Here is a 15,743-nt window from a genome sequence, read left to right on the forward strand (position 1 = left end):
CTCGGGCAGCCCAGCTCTCAATGCCGTGTCGTTCGGCATCGGAGCAGGCGAGACGGTTGTGGTCATCGGAGAAAGCGGCAGCGGCAAATCGACCTTGGCACGCATATTGGCGGGGCTCTTGCCTGCGACGCGCGGAACGATCCGGTTGCGAGGCGAGACTCTTGCGGGAACGACGCAACACAGGTCGTCCGATCTGTTGCGCAGGATTCAGATCATCTTTCAGAATCCAGGCAGTTCGTTGAACCCGCGCCATCGTGTCTCCACCATCATAAGCCGCCCTCTTCAGCATTTCTTCGGCTTGAGCGGTGCCGCGTTGGCGGACCGGGTCGAGACCCTCCTTGGCGAGGTTCGGCTGCCCGGCCACTATGGTGAGCGCTATCCCTCGGAGTTGAGTGGCGGCGAGCGCCAGCGTGTGGCGATCGCCCGCGCCTTGGCCGCCGAGCCCGATCTTCTGATCTGTGATGAAGTCACCTCGGCTTTGGACGTTTCCGTGCAGGCTGCCCTTCTGGGCCTGTTGAAGGATGTTCAAAAGCGCACCGGTGTTTCGATGCTTTTCATCACCCACGATCTGGCTCTGGCCCGATGGTTTGCAGACCGGGCGATCGTCCTGTTCCGCGGCGCCCTCTGCGAGGATACGGCGATACCCGAGCTCTATGAGCGGCCGCGCCATCCCTACACAGCCAGCCTCATCGAAGCGGTGCCGAGTATTGCGCGCTCGCTGACATGACCCACGCGCTCCAAGGCGGCGTCTCGCCCGCGGCTACTAGATTCTGTTCATTCCTTTCGAGTTTTCAATGACTAATTCTCGTCGCCTCAAGCTTGGTCTTTCCTTCTATCCGGCGGGTTATCATGTCGCCGGCTGGCGCTTCCCTGGCGCTCAGCCGGATGGTGGCATCAATCTGCGGCATCACGTCGAAATGGCGCAACTGGCGGAAGCCGCCCGTTTCGATTTCTTCTTCCTGGCGGATACGAACGCCATATGGGACGAGAACCTGGAGGCCGTCGGACAGACCACCTGGGGCGCGAAATTCGAGCCGCTCACCGTTCTGTCCGCGCTGGCGATGGTGACCAGCCGGATCGGCCTGGTGGGAACGGCGAGCACGACCTACAACGATCCCTTCAGTCTGGCCCGCCGGTTCGCCTCTCTCGACCATATCAGTGCGGGGCGGGCTGGGTGGAACCTCGTCACATCCGCCACGGCGGCCGAGGCGGCCAATTTTTCAAAGGATAGCCATCCCCATCATGGGGATCGCTACGTCCGGGCCCGGGAATTCGTCGAGGTGGTCACGGGCCTGTGGGATGGCTTCGACGATGCTGCCTATCAGTATGATCAGGGCAATGGCGTCTGCTTCGATCCGCGAAGGGTGCGCAGGCTTGATCACCGGGGGCAGAACTTCCAGGTGCGCGGTCCGCTCAACATTCCAAGGCCGGTGCAGGGCCATCCGGTGATGATACAGGCTGGGCTTTCGGAGGCCGGCCGTGAGCTTGCCGCCGAAACGGGGGAAGTCTTGTTTACCGCGCAATCGGAGCTGGCCGCGGCCAAGGCTTTCTATGACGACGTCAAAGCCAGGGTGGCCCGCCATCGTCGGTGCCCAGAGGAACTCAGCATCATGCCAGGTGCCGTTACGGTCGTGGCAGCAAGCCGGGCCGAGGCGGAGGACCAGATTGCGGCTCTCGACCGCCTGCTTCCGACATCGGCCGGCCTGGCGTTTCTGTCCGGTCTGATTGGAGAGACCGATTTGTCAGGTTTCTCACTGGACGATCCCTTGCCGCCCCTGCCGCCGACGGAAGGGCCGAAGGGACGCCAGCAAGTCGTGTTGGAGAAGGCGCAGCGCAAAGGACAAACACTGCGCGAGGTCTATCGGTCCATTGCACTGACCAGCGGTCATCGTCTTGTCTATGGCGCGCCGCTGGAAGTTGCCGATCAGCTGGAAGAATGGTTCGCGGCAGGAGCATGCGATGGCTACAACATCGCGCCAGCCCATCTTCCTGGAGGCTTCGAGGCCTTTGTCCGCCTGGTCGTACCCGAATTGCAGCGTCGCGGGCTGGTGCAGCGTCAATATACGCGTGAGACGTTGCGCGACAATCTGGGGTTGCCGCGCCCTCCCAGCGCCCATGACAGGTCGGCGGCTTGATCGCAGGCTGACGCGCATTTCGCCCTCCTGCCAGTTGTATCGAACCCAAAGGCCTGGACATGGTGCGGCTGGCTTAAGAAAGATCTTGATGATGACTAGCGCTGCAAAGCCCAAGGAACTTCGTCTCAACGCCTTCTACATGAACTGCATCACGCACCAGTCGCCTGGGCTATGGCGGCATCCGCGAGACCAGACCCAGCGCTACACGGATCTCGACTATTGGGTCGAACTCGCCCGCACCTTGGAGCGGGGCTATTTCGATGCCCTGTTCCTCGCCGATGTTCTCGGGGTTTACGACGTCTACGGCCGAAATGCCGAGGCTGCCCTGCGCGGCGCGGTGCAGGTTCCCGTCAATGATCCGATGCTCCTGGTCCCGACGCTTGCCTACCAGACAAGGCATCTCGGGTTCGGGGTCACCAGCATCCTGTCCTATGACCAGCCCTATGCCTTTGCGCGGAGAATGTCGACGCTCGACCATCTCACCAAGGGGCGCGTCGGCTGGAACGTGGTGACCGGCTATCTCGACAGCGCAGCCCGGGCGAGCGGACGCGGCAAACAGCGCGGACATGATCAGCGCTATGCCGTGGCGGACGAATATATGGAGGTGGTCTACAAGCTGTGGGAAGGAAGCTGGCAGGACGATGCCGTTTTACGCGACCGCGACAGCGGTATCTTCGCCGATCCCGGCCGTATCCATAAGATCGTGCATGAGGGCGAATATTTTCGTCTGGAAGGCTATCATCTGAGCGAGCCTTCGCCCCAGCGCACGCCCGTTCTCTTTCAGGCCGGATCCTCCACGCGCGGACGCGCCTTTGCGGCTCGCCATGCCGAATGTGTCTTCATTGCCGGAAATTCGAAGACGGAAATCGCCCGGCTCGTTTCGGAAATACGGCAGGCCGCGGCCGGCCATGGACGGGACCCGCGCGACATCACGGTCTTTCTGAGCGCGGTGGCGATCGCCGGCCGATCCCGCGCCGAAGCCCAATCCAAGCTCGACGACTACCGCACCTATGGCGATGTCGAGGGCGCTCTTGTCCTGCAATCGGGCTGGCAGGGTATCGATTTCGGTGCGGTGCCTCTCGACAATCCCTTGTCTTCGGCGCGCGAGACGGTGACCCAGGCCCACGATCGGAGTGATCGAGCACCCGACCCGCGTTCGGTCCGCCAACTGGCGGAGGCAGCGACATTGGGCGGCGGGGCACCGCTCCTGCTTGGAACCGCCAGCGACATTGCCGACGAGATGCAATCCTGGCTGGAAGAAGCCGACATCGACGGTTTTAATCTGGTGAGTGCCGTCGCTCCCGAGACTTATGTGGATTTTGTCGATATCGTCGTGCCGGAGTTGCAGAAACGCGGTGTCTACAAGCGCGGCTATCGCACCGGCACGCTGCGTGAAAAATTGGGTGGTCGCCCACGGCTGCACGCCGGCCATCCTGCGGCACGCTTTCGTCATGGGAATTGATCTGCGATCTCGCGGCTGCGTCGTTCGTCGACAGCTATCGACCTGGGAAGAGGTCAAGGACGGGTATTTTGCCAGCCACTCGTGTTGCCTATGAAGGAGTAGGGTTTGAGCCCTATGCACAAGCGATTGCGGTAAAATATAACCTCATGGTCATGCGCTGCAGGCAGGAGAGCCACGTCGCCGATGGCCGGTCATGCTTTTTGCGCAGAAGGAAAACGCCCTGAGATAGGCCTGAAGGCGATCTGCGAAGCTGAAATCGCGTTGCAGCAATCCTGGCTCCCGGTCGCCGGGCCTAGCTAAGCGATGTATCCTAATACCGCATGCCAGTCATACTCTTTTTGCATATTTACTTTATATAATATATATAAATGGTAGACTAATGTGGCTTTGCAAGGGGCCGGGATGCTGTCGGTTTGGCAAGCAACCAGGAACATCCCAGAAAATTTCAGGAGGCGAAGATGGTGGATCGATTTATATCTAAATTTCCGGATTTCTCGCAGAAAGCGCTTGTCGATCGCCATTTGGACCGCCTTGACACTAAGGGAGTGAGTCGGCGTGACTTCCTCGCCCTTGCCTCTGCAGGCGCTGCAGCAGCTGCCACCGCTGCCGCCATGGGATTGCCCTCGGTTGCCGTGGCCTCGCCCAATGGCAAACTGGCCTTCCTGACGGCTTTCTATCGCAATGAATACAACATCATTCTCGACAAGGCTTTTGCCGATGCCACCAAGGAGCTGGGTTTCGGCGGCTATACGGCTCTGGACGGCAATTTTGACAGCCAGCTTCAGCTGAACCAGTTCGAGCAGCAGGAAGCCGCCGGCATCCAGTCCGCCATCTTCAACCTTGCCGACGGCAGTCCCTTGCGTCGCATTACGAAGGGCGCGCAAGACAACAAGGTTTATGTCGGCAATGTCTGGGACACCCTGTCCTGGTTCACGCCCTTTGAGGCCGGCGACTATTACACGCTTTATGCCGTTCCCGAGGAATTCGTGGCCCATCGGGCCGTAACCGAGGAATTGCTCAAGGCCGTCACTGAAAAGTTCGGTGGCGGTGATATCATCGGTGTCACCGGTTCACCGGGCAATTGGACTGACGTCGCGCGCAGCCGCGGCCGCGACGCCGCCTTCAAGGCCTACCCCAAGACGCGCCTCGTCGACCAATTGCCGGGCAAATGGAATCGCGAGGACGCGCTCAGGGCCACCGAGGATCTGCTTAGCCGTCACAAGAACGTCGTCGGCGTGGTGGCGCAGAATGACGACGTGGCCCAGGGCGTGATCGCGGCGTTGAACGCAGCCGGGCTGCGCCCGGGAGAGGACGTTCTGGTCGTCGGTGCCGACGGCACCAGCGGCGGCGTGAAATCAATCGAGCGCGGCACGCAACTAGCAACGAGTGCCAACAGCCCGGCCTATGCCGCGGCTCTGTTCGCAGGCCGCATCTATGACGTGACCCATGGTTGGCAGCCCCGTGCCTCGGAACGGCTGCTGAACTGGCGTTCGCTCATCGCCACCAAGAACAATATTGGCACCTATCTCAAGCGCTTCGTCGACAATGACGGCGTCAAGCCCTTCGACTACCGCAAGATCTCCAAGGTGCTGCATCCCGATGATTGGGACCCGCAGGCAGAAGTGCACCCCCTCGACATCGACAAGCACTGGGAAGGCATCGCCAAGCCGGAGGGCTGGACCTATCCGCAGGCCTATCAGGATGCGCGCTCGTCCGGCGAATTCGAGAAAGTCCGAGCGGAATACGCCGATCACTACAAGATCAAGTTCGACGGCCCTTCGCCCAATGCGAAGGCTTAGCGGCGGCATTCCGTCCGTATTCCCTCTGCTGTCCCCCGCATTTGCGAGGCCCCGATGACCACATTCAGTGAGGCGCGTCGGCATCCGGCGGCTCCGGCTGCCCAGTCCGATGCACAGCCTCTCCTCTTCGAGGCGAAAGGCCTGGCCAAATCCTATGGACGGGCCGTCGTTCTGAACGATGTCAGCTTCGAGGTCCCTTCCAACAGGGTGGTGACTTTCGTGGGTGAAAATGGGGCCGGCAAATCGACCCTGTTCAACATCCTCAGCGGCCTGGTGAAGCCGGACCAGGGAGCGATGCGCCTCGCCGGGCGTTCCTTCGGGGTACGCAGCTATGGCGAGGCCGTTGCGAAAGGGGTGTCGCGCGTCTTCCAGGAACAATCCCTCGTGGCCAACATCCCGGTCTATGAAAATCTCCTCTTGGGACATGAGCGCCGCTTCACGCGAGCGGGACAGTTGATCGACAAGCGGGCGATGATCGCCGCTGCAGAGCGCATCGTCGAGGAAGCCGGCATCGACGTCGATGTGCGCCGCCGGACCGGCGACTACGACTTTTCCAAGCGCCAGTCGATCGAGATCGCCCGTGCCTGCCTCGCCACGACGCATCTGGCCGGGATCACCACGCCCTTCATCCTGTTGGATGAACCGACTTCCGCCCTCGACCGGCGAGACGAGGAGGCGTTCTTTCGGCTGGTGGCCCGCATCAAGCAACGGGGTTCCCTGCTGTTCGTCTCTCACCGCCTGACCGAAGTGCTGGAGATTTCCGATATCATCTACGTCCTGAAGGATGGCGTACTCGTTGCTCGCCTTGATCCGCGCCGGACCGACGAACAGCAACTCCACGCCCTCATGGTCGGGCGCGAACGGGCGGCGGACTATTATCATGAGCGCCGCCAACGCCGGATCGAGGGTTCGGATTACGTGATCCAGGCCGACCGCCTGACCGACCCAGGGCAGTTCGAGGATGTCTCCCTGACGGTCCGGCCCGGTGAAGTGGTGGGCATCGGAGGCCTGCTCGATTCAGGCAAGAGCGCGGTGGGCAAGGCGATTGCCGGCGTGGTCCCGGCAGCCTCCGGCACCGTTTCTCTTCGGGGGGGCAAGGCGGTCCTGCCGCGCATCAGCCACCTCGTGCGCAAGGGATTGGGCTATGTCCCCGCCGAACGGCTGGCCGAGGGAATGATTGCACCCTTCAGCGTGGCCTGGAACATCTCGCTCGCCAGCGGCGCAGACCTTTTCTCCAGCCGGTTCGGCATCTGGCGCCGGCACAAGGAGATCGAGGTCGCGCAGCATTATGCCCAGCAATTGTCGATCAAGTCGGCCACGCCGAATTTGAGCAGCGCCAGGCTCTCCGGTGGCAACCAGCAGAAGGTCGTCCTGGCCCGCTGGCTCGCCCGCGATCCCGACATTCTCGTTCTCGACAATCCCACCCGCGGCGTCGATGCGGGCGCCAAGGAAGAGATCTATCGCCTGATCCGCGACCTGACGGCCGCTGGTGTCGGCATTCTACTGATCACCGATGAGCTTCTCGAACTGATCGGGCTCTCCAACCGCCTGCTCATCATGCAGCGGGGGCGGATCGTCACCGAAATCGATGCCCCCATCGACGCCAAACCCAGCGAGCGGGAGGTGGTGGCCTGGATGCTGCCCCAGAGCAGCGACAGGGCCGACCCTCCCAAGCCGCTCGCGAACCTCGAGATCGTACCATGACGACTGTTCCGCTCCACTCTTCACCGCACCGTCGCCCGCGCTGGTCCTTCGATCTCAAGTCGGTCGACACCAGCCTGTGGTTTCCCGTCGGCGTCGTCGTCTTTCTGTTCGCTTTCTTTTCGGTGGCGACCGATTCTTTCGCAACGCTGCGAAATTTTACGGCCGTGAGCGGCCAGGCCGGCACCCTGCTCATTGCCTGCCTGGGCGGCACTTTCGTGGTGCTTATGGGTAGTATCGATCTTTCAGTGGGAGCGGTCGTGCTGCTGGCAGGTGCAGTCGGGGTGACCCTCCTGAACACGACGCCGCTGGGCTTTGCCGTGCTTCCGGCGGTCGCCCTGATCGGCGGGCTCCTGGGCCTTGTGAACGGCGTCATCTACACAATGGGGCGGATTCCCTCCTTCATTGCCACCCTCGGCACGCTCTCCGTCTTCAGTGGCATCGCCTTGACCATTCTCGACGGACGCGCGATCCAGTTCGACCTTGCCGGCTTCGAGCAGATCGCCATCGGCCAGCTCATTCCTCGGCTGCCCAATATTGCGCTCTGCGCACTCGCGGCCTGGCTGGTGGCCGTATTCATCGGTGCGCGTACGCGCTTCGGCCGCTACATGTACCTGATCGGGGGAGGCGAGACCGTGGCCCGCACCGCCGGCATCCCGGTCGAGCGCTACAAGATCTATGCCTTCGTGCTCTCGGGCGTGCTCGCCGCGATCGGTGCCGCTCTGTCCGTCGCGCGGCTGGGAGCGGCGGGTCCCTCGCTCGGGTCCGACCTTCTGCTCAACAGCCTCGCCGCGATCGTCGTTGGCGGCACATCGCTGTCGGGCGGCGTGGGTGGTCCGCACCGCACGCTCATCGGTGTCCTCATCATCGCCATTCTCGACAATGGCCTGAACCTGATGGGGGTTTCTCAATATTCGCAGATGGTGGTGAAGGGTGCCGTGGTGATCGCCGCCGTACTGGTCAGCCGCGATCGTTCGCGCGCAGGCGTGGTCAAATAGGTGCATCATGACAAAGCGATTGATCTTCAACGGCTTTTCCATGAATGCCGTTTCCCACGTCTATCACGGGCTCTGGCGTCATCCCCTGACAGCGCAGACCCGTTTCAACGAGCTGGAGACCTGGGTTGAGCTGGCGAAACTCCTGGAGAAGGGCAAGTTCGATGCGCTCTTCGTCGCCGACATTCTGGGAGTGGACGCGGTCTACAAGGGATCGTGGGACACCTATGTCAGGGAAGCGGTGCAGATCCCGATCAACGATTCCGGGGTGCTTGCCGGCGCCCTGATCCAGTCGACCGAACATCTCGGCCTGACGCTCACCAGCTCCATCCTCCAGGAGCATCCCTTCAATTTCGCGCGCAAGCTCTCGACCCTCGATCATCTCAGCAAGGGGCGGGTCGGCTGGAACATCGTCACCAGCGTCAGCCACAATGCGGCGCAGAATTTCGGCTTCGACCGCATCGTTCCCCATGACGAACGCTATCGCTGGGCGGAAGAATATGTCGACGTCGTCTACAAGCTCTGGGAGGGGTCCTGGGACGAGGACGCGGTCGTGAACGACAAAGCCGGCAACCTCTATGCCGATCCGGCCAAGATCCATCGCATTCACCACCACGGCCAGCGCTACAAGGTTCTCGGCCCCCATCTGAGCCAGCCCTCGCGCCAGCGCACTCCCGTCCTGTTTCAGGCGGGCTCCTCGCGGGCCGGCCGTGCTTTTGCCGCGCGCCATGCCGAAGGCACTTTCATTGCCGCCGTCAATCCGCACGGTGCGCGCCGCCAGATCGAGGAGACCCGGGCGCTGGTGCGGGCGTCGGGTCGCGATGCCGGCGATCTTCTGTTCATCCAGGGCATGTCCTTCGTCGTCGGCGGAAGCGAGGAGGAGGCACAGCGCAAGGCCCGAGACCTGGCGCAGGATATCAGCGTGGACGGTCTGCTGGCGCATATCAGCCGCGATCTTGGCATAGATCTCGGCCTGCTCGATCCCGACCGGCCGGTCGACGAACTCGAGATCGAGGGCGTGCAAGGCATCATCCGGGCCTTCGAGGAGGGTAATCCCGGCAAACGGGCGACGGTGGCCGATCTTGGCCGCGCCTACGCGCTGAGCAGCCAGGTGATCGGCACGCCCGAGACCATCGCCGACCAGCTGTTCGAGTGGCAGGAAGCCGGGATCGACGGCATCAACCTGATCTATCACACCACGCCGGGGTCCTTCGTCGACTTCATCGAAAACGTCACGCCCATCCTGCAGAAACGCGGGCTGGCGCAGAGCGAATATGCCGAGGGCAGTTTCCGCGAGCGTTTGTTTGCTGAAGGCACTGCCCGCCTGCCCGACCGCCATCCGGCCAGCCGCTATCGGGGGGCTTTTACAGGCATTTCCGAACGCAACCAGCCTGCGGCCTAGGGGGCAAGATGCGCAAGCGGCTCATCTTCAACGCCTTTTCGATGAACGCTGTTTCCCATGTCTATCACGGGCTGTGGCGGCATCCCGCAACGCGTCAGACCGAGCTCAACCAGCTTTCCACCTGGGTGGACTTGGCACGCACGCTCGAACGGGGCCGCTTCGATGCCCTGTTCCTTGCCGATGTCATCGGCGTCGACAAGGGTCACAATGGAAGCTGGGATATCTATCTCAAGGAGGGGATCCACTTTCCGGCCAACGATCCCTCGGTGCTGGCGGCCGCACTGATCGGCGCGACCAACCAACTCGGGTTGATGTTCACCAGTTCGATCCTGCAGGCGCATCCTTTCGATTTTGCACGCCGTGTGTCGACCCTTGACCATCTCAGCGGCGGGCGTATCGGCTGGAACATCGTCACCTCCACCAGCCGCAACGCCGCGGCCAATTTCGGTTTCACCGAGCCTGTGCCGCATGACGAGCGCTATCGCTGGGCGGACGAATACGTCGAAATTGCCTACAAGCTGTGGGAGGGGTCGTGGGACGATGATGCCGTGCTGCTCGATCGGGACGGGCGGGTCTACGCCGATCCGCATCGTATTCGCCCCATCGATCATGCAGGATCGCGCTATCGTGTCGCCGGACCTCATCTGACCACGCCCTCGCCGCAGCGCACACCCGTGCTGATCCAGGCCGGTTCCTCCCGTGCAGGCCGGGCTTTTGCGGCGCGAAACGCCGAAGCAACCTTCCTCGTCTGCCTGACGCCGCAGGCTGCAGGCACCGCGATCGGGGATATCCGGGCCGAACTCGTCCAGGCAGGCCGGCGTCCCGAGGATCTTCTGTTCTTCCAGGGCCTGTCCTTTGTGGTGGGCAGTACAGAAGAAGAGGCCTGGCGCCAGTCCCGAGCGATCGACGAGTATGTCAGTACCGATGGCCTTGCCGCACATGTCGGGCGCGATCTTGGCATCGATTTCGGTCTGCTCGATCCGAACAAGCCGGTGGCGGACTATCAGATCGAGGGATTGCAGGGTTTCACCCAGTTCTTCGAAGAAGCCAACCCAGGCAGGAAAGCGCGGCTGATCGATCTGGTGACGGCCATGTCCTACAATGGCCGCATCGTTGGCACGCCCGAGCAGATCGCCGATCACCTCGAGGCCTGGCAGGACGCCGGCATAGATGGCGTCAATGTCGCCTATCAGACCACGCCCGGTTCCTTCGTCGAATTCATCGAGCATGTGATGCCGGAACTGCGCCAGCGCGGGCTTGCTCAGCGCGAATACGCGCCGGGCACCTTGCGCGAGCGCCTTTTCCCGGGGCGTCCCGCACTCCTAGCCGAAAACCACCCGGCGACGAGATTCCGCCAGCGGCGCAGCCAGGCCGCCGAATAGCCTGCTTCAGAGGAGAAAGATCATGACCGCCTTGTTGCAACAGACTTTCGAGCATCCGATTTCCCGCTTGCCCATCCCCGAGACCGGGGATTTGCCCGAGAATGTGCGGAAGGTCGTCGATGCGCACCATCAGGAAAACTGGGTGCGCTCTCTCTCGGTCAATGGCGAGACGGTAGGCCGCTTTGCCGGCTATTTCGAAAGCTTGTTTTCGCCGCGCGGCCGCTTGCCGCTGCAAGAGCGCGAACTGATTGCCGTGATCGTCTCGGCTGCCAATGGTTGCGGCCTATGCACCATCCATCATACCCGCGCGCTCGGCGATGTGCTGGACGATGATGCCCGCGCCCAGCGTATCGCCCTGGACGACCATCTCGTGTCGCTCTCCAAACGGGAGAGGGCGCTGGCCGATCTCGCCCGCAAGATCACCCTGACGCCGAAATCGGTCGGGCAGGAGGATTTCGGCCGGTTGCGGGAAGCGGGCCTGTCCGATGCCGAGATTCTCGAGGCGGTCGAAACGAGTTCCTGGTTCAACCATACCAACCGGATCTTCATTTCGCTGGGCGTGGTGCCCGATGACAAGTTCTTCCCGGCCTGACGAGGCTGGGCCAGCCGCGCATGTGGGAGCCGGTGTGCGATTTTCCCATGATCGAGTAGAGGATCCATGTCGAAAAAGATGCATCTGGCCGGCTTCCTGATGGCTTCCCCGATGACGCACAGCCACGCCATGTGGCGTCATCCTCGGGGCGCCCTGAACTTCCTGCAGCCGGACTTCTACGCAGCGATCGCTCGTGCCGCCGAAAGAGGCTTCTTCGACTTTGTCTTCTTTGCCGACGTGCTGGCCGTGCCAGGGCGCTATGGCGACGATTTCAGGCAGGCGCTCGCGGTGGGCGCTCAGACAGCGGCGGCGCTCGACCCGTCCTATGTGGCCCTGTCCATGGCGTCGGCCACTCGTCATCTCGGCCTCGGTGTCACACGCTCGACCACCTATTACGCACCCTATGACATTGCGCGGGCCTTCGGTACGCTGGATCACCTGACCGGCGGACGCATCGCCTGGAACGTGGTGACGTCCAATGCCGATGCCGAAGCCCAGAATTTCGGCTTCCGCCAGCATCTCGAACATGAGAGCCGCTACGAGCGCGCCGACGAATTCCTGGAGGCGACTTTCGGCCTGTGGGCAAGCTGGGAGCCCGATGCTCTCGTTCTCGACAAGCAGGGGCTGTTTGCAGATCCTGCCAAGGTTCATCGCACCGCACACCGCGGACGCTGGTTCGATACCGCCGGCCCGCTCACCGTGCCGTCCTCGCCACAGAAACGTCCGGCAATCATGCAGGCCGGTTCCTCCGGCCGCGGCAAGGAATTTGCGGCGCGCTGGGCCGAGATTATCTTCGAGATCGATCCGACGCCGGAAGGACGCAAGGCATATTATGCCGATGTCAAGGGCCGCCTGGCCCGTTATGGCCGCCGGCCGGATGACGTGAAGATCTTTCCCTCCTTCATCCCTTTCGTCGGTGAAACGGAGACGATCGCACGGGAAAAGCAGGCCTTCCACAACGAGCTCGCCGATCCGATCGCCGGCTTGATCACGCTGTCGGCCCATTTCGATCATGACTTCTCGCGCTATTCGCTGGACGAGCCGATCCGCAACGTCGCGGTGGGGGGCAATCACGGCCTGTTCGACGTCGCCCAGCGTGTCACCGCCAAAGACAATCTCACCCTTCGTGACCTTGGCAAGCTCTATGCCCAGGGTGTGCTGCTCCCGCAGATCGCAGGCACGCCCAGCCAGATCGCCGACCAGCTCGAAGCGAGCATCCATAATGAGGAGGCGGATGGCTTCATTGTTTCCGCCGCTTACCTGCCCGGTTCTTTCGAAGAGTTTTCGGATTTCGTCGTGCCCGAGCTGCAAAGGCGCGGCCTCGTACGCACGCGTTACGAGGGCACGACGCTGCGCGATCATCTCGGTCTTGCGCCGGCAACCCTCTTGCCGCCGAGCCGGCTTCAGGCCGCCGAATAGGATCGGCCCTTGCACCACCAACATCTGCCCCATCGCAACAGGAGGCCTTCGTGCCCTTCAAGAAGAATGCTTTTGCCTTTGGCGATCTGACCGACAAGCGCCTTGTCGACCGACATCTCGATCGCCTGGATACCCATGGCGTATCGCGTCGTGATTTCCTCGCGCTGGCCTCTGCCGGCGTTGCGGCCGGCGCGGCTGCGGGCCTGCTCGGCAGTCCATCCGTCGCGGTCGCTGCTCCGTCGGGCAAGCTGGCCTATCTCGCCTGGACCAGCCGCGTTGAATTCATGGTGCAGGCGAGTAAGGCCACCCAGGCTGCTGCCCAGGCTTTCGGCCTGGGCTATAGCTATCTCGATGGGCAGGTCGATAGCCAGCGCCAGCTGAACCAGGCTGAAGAGCAGTTCAACATCGGCGCAAACGCCCTCATCCTTCATGCGCCCGATGGCAGCGCCGTCAAGCGCATTGCCCAGCTTGCCGAGCAGAACAAGGCCTATTTTTCCAATGTCTGGGCAACTCTGCCATGGTTCACGCCGTTCGACGCCAGCGAATATTATGCGCTTTATGCAGTGCCGGAGGAGTTTTCGGCCCACCGCGCCGTTACCGAGGTGCTGCTGAAGACGGTGACCGAGAGGTTCGGCGGCGGCAAGATACTCGGAGTTACCGGCGTACCCGGTTTCTCGACGGACTCGATTCGCAGCCGCGGGCGTGACGAAGCCTTCAAGGCCTTCCCCAAGACGCAGCTCGTCGATCAACTGCCCGGCCTGTTCAACCGCGAGGACTCGCTCAAGGCGACCCAGGCCCTGCTCGCGCGCCATAGCGACGTCGTCGGGGTGGTGGCCCAGAACGACGATGTGGCCCAGGGCGTGATCGCGGCGTTGCGCAATGCCGGATTGCGTGCCGGCGAAGATGTGCTTGTGGTTGGCGCCGACGGCACGGCCGAAGGTGCCCGAGCCATCAAGAGTGGTGTGCAGCTTGCCACCAGCGCCAATTGTCCTGCCTTCCAGGCAGGCTTCTTCACCGCCTATCTCCACGATGTGCTCAATGGCTGGAAGCCTCGCGCCTCCGAGCGCATGCTCAACTGGCGTTCGGTGACGACCACGCGGGAGAATGTCGACGTCTATATCAAACGCTATGTCGACAATGGCGATGTCCTGCCTTTCGACTATCGGAAAATGTCGAAGATCGCCCATCCTACCGATTGGGATCCGCAAGGCGAAATCACGCCACTCGACATTGACGTGGAGTGGGCCGGGTTGCCCAAGCCGGAGGGATGGGCCTATCCCAAGCCTTATCTTGAGGCAAAGAACAACGGTGAGTGGGAAATCGTGAAGGCCGAGTACAAGGCGCATTACAAGATTCCCTTCTTCGGCCCTTCGCCCAATGCCTGACGCGTCTGGGCAACCTTTCTCGGAAGCGCCGATCGTCATTCTCGGTGGCGGCGTCAGCGGGGCTCTGCTTGCCGCCCGCTTGCTCGAAATTGCAGGCAAGCGGCAGGTCGTCGTGGTCGATGACGCAGGTCCACCCGGGCGGGGCCTTGCCTATTCGACCGTAGGGCGCATCCATCTAGTGAACGCCAATGCAGGCCGGATGAGTGCCGATCCCGACGATGCCGACCATTTCACAAACTGGCTTGCCCGCTTCGTTCGAAGAGGAGGGTGGCCCGAGGCGCCCAACATTCCCGTATCCGACATGTTTGCGCCTCGATCGATCTATGGGCTCTATATCCAGGAGTTGCTCGCCGACGCGGTGACGGTCAACGCGCGCCATGGCAGGCGCTTCCAATGGCTGCCTTTGCGTGCGGTCGATGTGAACGAAGCGGAAGGGGGCCTCGAAGTACACTTTCACGATGGGGCTTCCTTGTCAGCCTCAGTCGTGGTCCTGGCCACGGGCATCCATAGCCGGTCTGGCGTTCGCGGCCCGGCCGGCCGGCCGCGGGGCGTGCTCGATCCGTGGCATCCGGCACTCGAAGCGACCGCCGGGGCCGATGCTCGCATTGCCATCGTCGGTGCAGGCTTGACGATGGTGGATGCTGTGGTCTCGCTCCAAGATGCCGGGCACCGAGGCTCCATCGACGTGATCTCCCGACATGGGCTGAAACCTCACCCCCGGCGTCTTCCCCCCGAGTGGCCCGATTTCCTGGCAGAGGAGGCAAGTGGGATTTCCTTGAGAGCCCTGACACGGAAAGTACGACGGGAGTGCCGGGCAGCCTTGAGGCTGGGAATAGACTGGCAGGCCCCCCTCGATATGGTGCGTGCCCATATCGCCCGGTTCTGGCATGCGGCCAGCGACCTGCAGCGCCGCCGCTTCGTCCGCCTAGTCAGGCCTTTTTGGGAGAGCCATCATCATCGTTCGCCACCGCAGGCCGCTCTCCTCCTCGATAGGCTCGTGGCGGAGGGACGATTGCGTCACATCGCAGCTGACGTCCAGGTGATCGACACCAGCCAGCGAAAGCCGCGGCTGACAATGCGGTTGCGAGGAAGCACAGGCGTGGAGAATGGCACCTACGACGCCGTCATCGTTTCGAGCGGTGTCGAATATGACTGGCGCCGCGTCGATCAGCCTCTTCCTCGCAATCTTCTGCAGCGCGGATGGGTGCGCCCCGGTCGGTTTTGTCGCAAACCAAATGGCAACCTGTCTTTGGCATGAGAACCTCTTCGATTTCTTGAGGAGCTCTGCGTGTTCAAAGGCCGCCATTTCGCTCCATCGTTGATCCTGCTGTGCGTGCGCTGGTACCTCGCTTACAATTTGAGCCTGCGCGATGTGGAAGAAATGATGGCCGAGCGGGGCGTGAACGTCGATCATTCCACCGTGCATCGATGGGTCGTTCACTTCTCGCCTCAACTTCTGGAGCGCTTCAAC

The 15,743-nt window shown here is 62.3% G+C and carries 12 protein-coding genes and 1 pseudogene; all 13 read left to right on the forward strand.

The genetic code is table 11. The features are described from left to right. The first annotated feature begins 25 nt into the window (after positions 1–25). Complete coding sequence (locus tag ACTJKX_RS32605) at positions 26–727, forward strand: ABC transporter ATP-binding protein (RefSeq protein ID WP_440727792.1); 702 nt, start codon at positions 26–28, stop codon at positions 725–727. 67 nt (positions 728–794) lie between these two features. Further along, a complete protein-coding gene (locus ACTJKX_RS32610) occupies positions 795–2,135 on the forward strand; it encodes an LLM class flavin-dependent oxidoreductase (RefSeq protein WP_440727793.1) in 1,341 nt (446 codons plus the stop codon). Between the two features lie 88 nt (positions 2,136–2,223). Further along, on the forward strand, positions 2,224–3,597 hold the full coding sequence (locus ACTJKX_RS32615) for an LLM class flavin-dependent oxidoreductase (RefSeq protein WP_440727794.1): 1,374 nt from the start codon (positions 2,224–2,226) through the stop codon (positions 3,595–3,597). Positions 3,598–4,142: 545 nt separating this feature from the next. Then, a complete protein-coding gene (locus ACTJKX_RS32620) occupies positions 4,143–5,396 on the forward strand; it encodes a sugar ABC transporter substrate-binding protein (protein WP_440727795.1) in 1,254 nt (417 codons plus the stop codon). 54 nt (positions 5,397–5,450) lie between these two features. Continuing rightward, positions 5,451–7,100: a sugar ABC transporter ATP-binding protein gene (locus ACTJKX_RS32625; protein ID WP_440727796.1), complete on the forward strand. Its 1,650-nt coding sequence runs from the start codon at positions 5,451–5,453 to the stop codon at positions 7,098–7,100. After that, entirely contained in the window at positions 7,097–8,095 is a 999-nt protein-coding gene (locus tag ACTJKX_RS32630; RefSeq protein ID WP_440727797.1) for an ABC transporter permease, read from the forward strand. The genes ACTJKX_RS32625 and ACTJKX_RS32630 overlap by 4 nt, the downstream gene beginning before the upstream one ends. Positions 8,096–8,102: 7 nt before the next feature. Beyond that, on the forward strand, positions 8,103–9,494 hold the full coding sequence (locus ACTJKX_RS32635) for an LLM class flavin-dependent oxidoreductase (protein WP_149249157.1): 1,392 nt from the start codon (positions 8,103–8,105) through the stop codon (positions 9,492–9,494). Between the two features lie 8 nt (positions 9,495–9,502). Further along, a complete protein-coding gene (locus ACTJKX_RS32640) occupies positions 9,503–10,876 on the forward strand; it encodes an NtaA/DmoA family FMN-dependent monooxygenase (protein ID WP_440727798.1) in 1,374 nt (457 codons plus the stop codon). A gap of 22 nt (positions 10,877–10,898) precedes the next feature. Next, complete coding sequence (locus ACTJKX_RS32645; protein WP_440727799.1) at positions 10,899–11,468, forward strand: peroxidase-related enzyme; 570 nt, start codon at positions 10,899–10,901, stop codon at positions 11,466–11,468. 66 nt (positions 11,469–11,534) lie between these two features. Then, positions 11,535–12,887: an LLM class flavin-dependent oxidoreductase gene (locus ACTJKX_RS32650; protein ID WP_440727800.1), complete on the forward strand. Its 1,353-nt coding sequence runs from the start codon at positions 11,535–11,537 to the stop codon at positions 12,885–12,887. Between the two features lie 50 nt (positions 12,888–12,937). Continuing rightward, a complete protein-coding gene (locus tag ACTJKX_RS32655; protein ID WP_440727801.1) occupies positions 12,938–14,272 on the forward strand; it encodes a sugar ABC transporter substrate-binding protein in 1,335 nt (444 codons plus the stop codon). After that, complete coding sequence (locus ACTJKX_RS32660) at positions 14,265–15,530, forward strand: FAD/NAD(P)-binding protein (protein WP_440727802.1); 1,266 nt, start codon at positions 14,265–14,267, stop codon at positions 15,528–15,530. The genes ACTJKX_RS32655 and ACTJKX_RS32660 overlap by 8 nt, the downstream gene beginning before the upstream one ends. Positions 15,531–15,560: 30 nt before the next feature. Continuing rightward, positions 15,561–15,743 (forward strand): annotated as a pseudogene (locus tag ACTJKX_RS32665) (IS6 family transposase); the annotation flags it as partial.

Origin of the sequence: Labrys sp. 22185, assembly GCF_052045555.1 — a bacterium.
GTDB classification, from domain to species: Bacteria; Pseudomonadota; Alphaproteobacteria; order Rhizobiales; family Labraceae; genus Labrys; species Labrys neptuniae.

Bases quoted from the DNA above. Each gene is read 5' to 3' on its own strand.
- ACTJKX_RS32660 (WP_440727802.1), top strand. From the start codon at position 14,265: ATGCCTGACGCGTCTGGGCAACCTTTCTCGGAAGCGCCGATCGTCATT.
- ACTJKX_RS32640 (WP_440727798.1), top strand. From the start codon at position 9,503: ATGCGCAAGCGGCTCATCTTCAACGCCTTTTCGATGAACGCTGTTTCC.
- ACTJKX_RS32630 (WP_440727797.1), top strand. From the start codon at position 7,097: ATGACGACTGTTCCGCTCCACTCTTCACCGCACCGTCGCCCGCGCTGG.
- ACTJKX_RS32635 (WP_149249157.1), top strand. From the start codon at position 8,103: ATGACAAAGCGATTGATCTTCAACGGCTTTTCCATGAATGCCGTTTCC.
- ACTJKX_RS32610 (WP_440727793.1), top strand. From the start codon at position 795: ATGACTAATTCTCGTCGCCTCAAGCTTGGTCTTTCCTTCTATCCGGCG.
- ACTJKX_RS32615 (WP_440727794.1), top strand. From the start codon at position 2,224: ATGATGACTAGCGCTGCAAAGCCCAAGGAACTTCGTCTCAACGCCTTC.
- ACTJKX_RS32625 (WP_440727796.1), top strand. From the start codon at position 5,451: ATGACCACATTCAGTGAGGCGCGTCGGCATCCGGCGGCTCCGGCTGCC.
- ACTJKX_RS32650 (WP_440727800.1), top strand. From the start codon at position 11,535: ATGTCGAAAAAGATGCATCTGGCCGGCTTCCTGATGGCTTCCCCGATG.
- ACTJKX_RS32645 (WP_440727799.1), top strand. From the start codon at position 10,899: ATGACCGCCTTGTTGCAACAGACTTTCGAGCATCCGATTTCCCGCTTG.